This is a genomic window from Ruminococcus sp. (genome assembly GCF_045129435.1).
Taxonomy (GTDB): domain Bacteria; phylum Bacillota; class Clostridia; order Oscillospirales; family Acutalibacteraceae; genus Ruminococcoides.
This window is the reverse complement of the sequence record NZ_JBGVJL010000204.1, coordinates 1-3,567: the sequence shown is the minus strand read 5'-3', so window position 1 is coordinate 3,567 and position 3,567 is coordinate 1. Positions and strand designations below refer to the sequence as shown.

Annotated in this window: 4 protein-coding genes; all 4 read right to left on the bottom strand. The window is 37.1% G+C overall.

Annotated features, from left to right (window positions below; translation table 11 throughout):
* The coding region (locus ACJMMI_RS10295) for a hypothetical protein (protein WP_405355452.1) at positions 1 to 194 on the bottom strand (194 nt) is incomplete at its 3' end.
* A 3-nt stretch (positions 195 to 197) separates the two neighbouring features.
* A complete protein-coding gene (miaA, locus tag ACJMMI_RS10290; protein ID WP_405355451.1) occupies positions 198 to 1,139 on the bottom strand; it encodes a tRNA (adenosine(37)-N6)-dimethylallyltransferase MiaA in 942 nt (313 codons plus the stop codon).
* A 4-nt stretch (positions 1,140 to 1,143) separates the two neighbouring features.
* On the bottom strand, positions 1,144 to 3,228 hold the full coding sequence (gene mutL, locus ACJMMI_RS10285) for a DNA mismatch repair endonuclease MutL (protein WP_405355450.1): 2,085 nt from the start codon (positions 3,226 to 3,228) through the stop codon (positions 1,144 to 1,146).
* 24 nt (positions 3,229 to 3,252) lie between these two features.
* Positions 3,253 to 3,567: MutS-related protein (locus ACJMMI_RS10280; protein WP_405355448.1), on the bottom strand; the 315-nt coding region annotated here is incomplete at its 5' end.

The following is a 3,567-nucleotide window of genomic DNA, read 5'->3' as shown; positions in this document are numbered from 1 at the left end:
GAATCATTATTTACATAGGTTTCATCTCGGATAATGTAACCATTAGAATATATCTTGTCAGTAACAGTTACCTGCTCTGCATTTTCTGTTGGCACTACATTAAAGTTTGCACTTAGCAACAGATAAACAACATAAATAATTGCAAGTGCGGTAAGACCTGCAACCAGAATTTTTCTGAACAACAGCTTGTCCATATATCACAGTCCTTTGTCAATTATTGTTTGTGCGTAATTAAAAATATCATCAAAGCCGTTAAATTTGTCAACTAAAATCCAATTTATATCCTTATCACGATTAAACCAGGTAAGTTGACGCTTAGCGTATCTTCTTGTTTCTCTTTTTAAAATTTCTATACATTCATCAAGTGAGCGTTCACCGTTAAAATACGGTATCAGCTCTTTGTATCCAATAGCCATTTTTGAGGTCGAACTAAGGCTTTGCGAAAGTACCTCTTTTGCTTCTTCAACAAGTCCATTTTCAAGCATTAGGTCAACTCTTAAATTTATTCTGTCATAAAGCTTTTGTCTGTCCTCATATTTTAGTCCAAGGTTAATTGGTTCATATGGGGACTCATTTTGCCTTGAGTTTCTGTTATGCTCACTTATAGTAATTCCGGAGGTTTTATAAAATTCAATAGCTCTAATAATTCGCTTTACATTTCGTTGTTCTCTAAGATTATCGGCTGACTCGCTGTCAAATTTCGATAGCATATCAAGCAAATAATCAACACCTTTTTGCTGATACAATTCAAAAAGCTCATTAGAAATATCTTCGTTTCTCTCCTGCTTTTCAAAGGAAATGCCATTTAATAGCGAATCAACATAAAGCCCTGTGCCGCCGGCAATTATCGGAAGCTTTCCCCTTGACACAATATCTTCAATACAGGCTTTTGCATCGTTTACAAAATCAGCTACAGAATAAGTTTTGTCGCTTGGCAAAAAATCCATAAGATGATGCGGTATTCCCTGCTTTTCTTTATCACTCGGCTTTGCGGTAGCTATGCTCATTCCTTTGTAAATTTGCATTGAATCAGCAGAGATAATCTCACCATTGTACTTCTTTGCAAGTTCAACTGCAAGTGCTGTTTTGCCCGACGCCGTAGGTCCGACAACTGAAATAAGCTTAATCGGTAATTTCAAAAAATCACAACCTGCCAAATTGTTTTTCAATTTCATACTTTGTCATTACTATACAGATTGGTCTGCCATGCGGGCAATACTTAATCTGCGGATTTTTTTCAAGAGTCCAGGCAATATCCATAAGTTCCTGCGGAGTACTTTTATTGCCTGCCTTGATTGCAGAGCGACACGAAACATTATGATAAAACCAGTCCATTTTTTCGGTAAAAATATCTTTCTTTCCGCTTGCAATATATCCGCTCATTTCAGTGATACAATCTGCAATTTCTGTTGCAGCAAGATACTGCGGAGCTGATCTTACAAGCAAAGTACCGTTACCAAAGTCATCTACATCAAACGAACATTTAGCAAACATATCAAGATTGCTGATTGCCGCATCATAGTCTGTTTTATCAAGAGTAACTGTAATCGGTGTGAGCAGATACTGAACATTAGCTGAACCTTTATCAGCTTTCAGTTTTTCATAAATAATTCTTTCGTGTGCCGCGTGTTTGTCTATGATTAAAACTTCTTTATCGTTTTTCTCAACGATTATATATGTATCGAACGCTTCACCGATAAACCTAAGCTTAGTCTGTTCTTTAGGCAACTCGGTGATTTCTTCGTTGTTTTCTGTTTTATTATTTATAGTATCAGGCTCTGTTTTTTCCTCAATCTGAGGTAAAACAGGCTCTTCAATATTATGCTGTGTATTCTGTACTGTTGCAGGCTCTTCTTCCTGTGCAGCCTTTAAAATAAGCTGTTCGCCTTTTTCAAATTTCTGTTTTGAAAATTCCTGCTTTTTCTGTTCAAGTTCGGTATTTCTTTTTATTGCCTGCTTTGAGTAAATATCAAACGGGTCTGATGAATCTGACATTTTCAGATTGTCAATAGTAACCGGTTCTTGCTTTTCTTCCTTTAAATCAAGCTCATCAAACGGATTGTACGGCTTTGGCTCAGGCTTTTTATAAATCGGCTGCGTTGGCTTTGTTTGAGGTGCAATGGGTTTATTTTCAGATTTTTCAGCTCTTGAAAAGATAGCCTGTGCGTTTGTAAAAGGATTAACCTTTTTAATTTCATTAAAAGCCGTATTTTCTTTAAAAGAAACTTGCTTTCGTTCATCGCCACGCTGCAAAGCGGATTTTACCGCATGATAAATTGCATCAAACACCGGTCTTTCATTTATAAAACGAACTTCAACCTTTGCAGGGTGAACATTTACATCAATAATTTCATAAGGCAATGTAAGCTGCAAAACTGCTGACGGAAATTTTCCTACCATAATTGCGCCTTTGTAAGCTTCCTCTAAAGCAGCCATACCTGTTCTTGTTTTAACAAATCTTCCGTTTATGAAAAAGTTTTGCATATTTCTGTTTGGTCTTGAATTAATCGGCTTTGAGATATAACCTTTGACAGTAACAGAATCGAGCGTGTAATCAACAGGAATGAGTCCTTTTGCAAAGTCTTTGCCAAAGACTGAATAAATGGCAGAAATTAGCTTTCCGTCACCGAAAGTACGCAAAACCTGTTTGCCGTCACGAATAAAAGTAAAAGCAACTTCAGGGTGAGAAAGGACGATTTTATCCATAAGAGCAGAAACTGCATTGCCCTCTGCAACATCTTTTTTAAGAAATTTTGAACGAGCAGGAATATTGTAGAACAAATCTCTTATTACAAAGGTTGTGCCTGTAGGACAGCCGGCCTCTTCAAGCGAAATTTCATCGCCGCCCTCCATCTCATAGCAGCTTCCGATTTCTTCATTTTCATTTTTTGTTATTACCTGAAGTCTTGAAACTGCACTGATAGATGCAAGTGCCTCGCCGCGAAAGCCAAGAGTTGAAATTGTATCAAGGTCATTGGCTGTTTTGACTTTACTTGTTGCGTGTCGCAAAAATGCTTTTTTGATGTCATCTCTGTAAATGCCACAACCATCATCAGCAACACGCATAAAGGTTGTACCGCCGTTTTTTATCTCAACAGTAATATTTTTAGCTCCTGCGTCAATAGAATTTTCGACAAGCTCTTTTATAACAGAAGAAGGTCTTTCAACAACTTCTCCCGCTGCAATCAATTCAGCAATATGCTTATCAAGTACATTAATAACGCCCATATTCTCACCTGCCTTTACTGATTTTTATATCATACCCTTAAGCTCATAAAGCAGATTAATTGCTTCAATCGGAGTCAAGGTATTTAAATCGATTTCAGAAAGTCGCTCTACAACTGCATTATCATTTGAAATAAGCGACATCTGCACATCGTCATTTTTTTCTTTAATAACAGTCGGTGCGTTTTTTCCCGACTCAAGTTCTTTTAAAATTTCCTTTGCTCTGTTTATAATAGAGTTCGGAATACCTGCAAGCTTCGCTACCTCAATACCGTAGCTGTCATCAGCACCGCCGGGAATAATTCTGCGTAAAAATGTAATATCATCTCCACGCTTTTTAAC

Bases quoted from the DNA above. Each gene is read 5' to 3' on its own strand.
- mutL (WP_405355450.1), bottom strand. From the start codon at position 3,228: ATGGGCGTTATTAATGTACTTGATAAGCATATTGCTGAATTGATTGCA.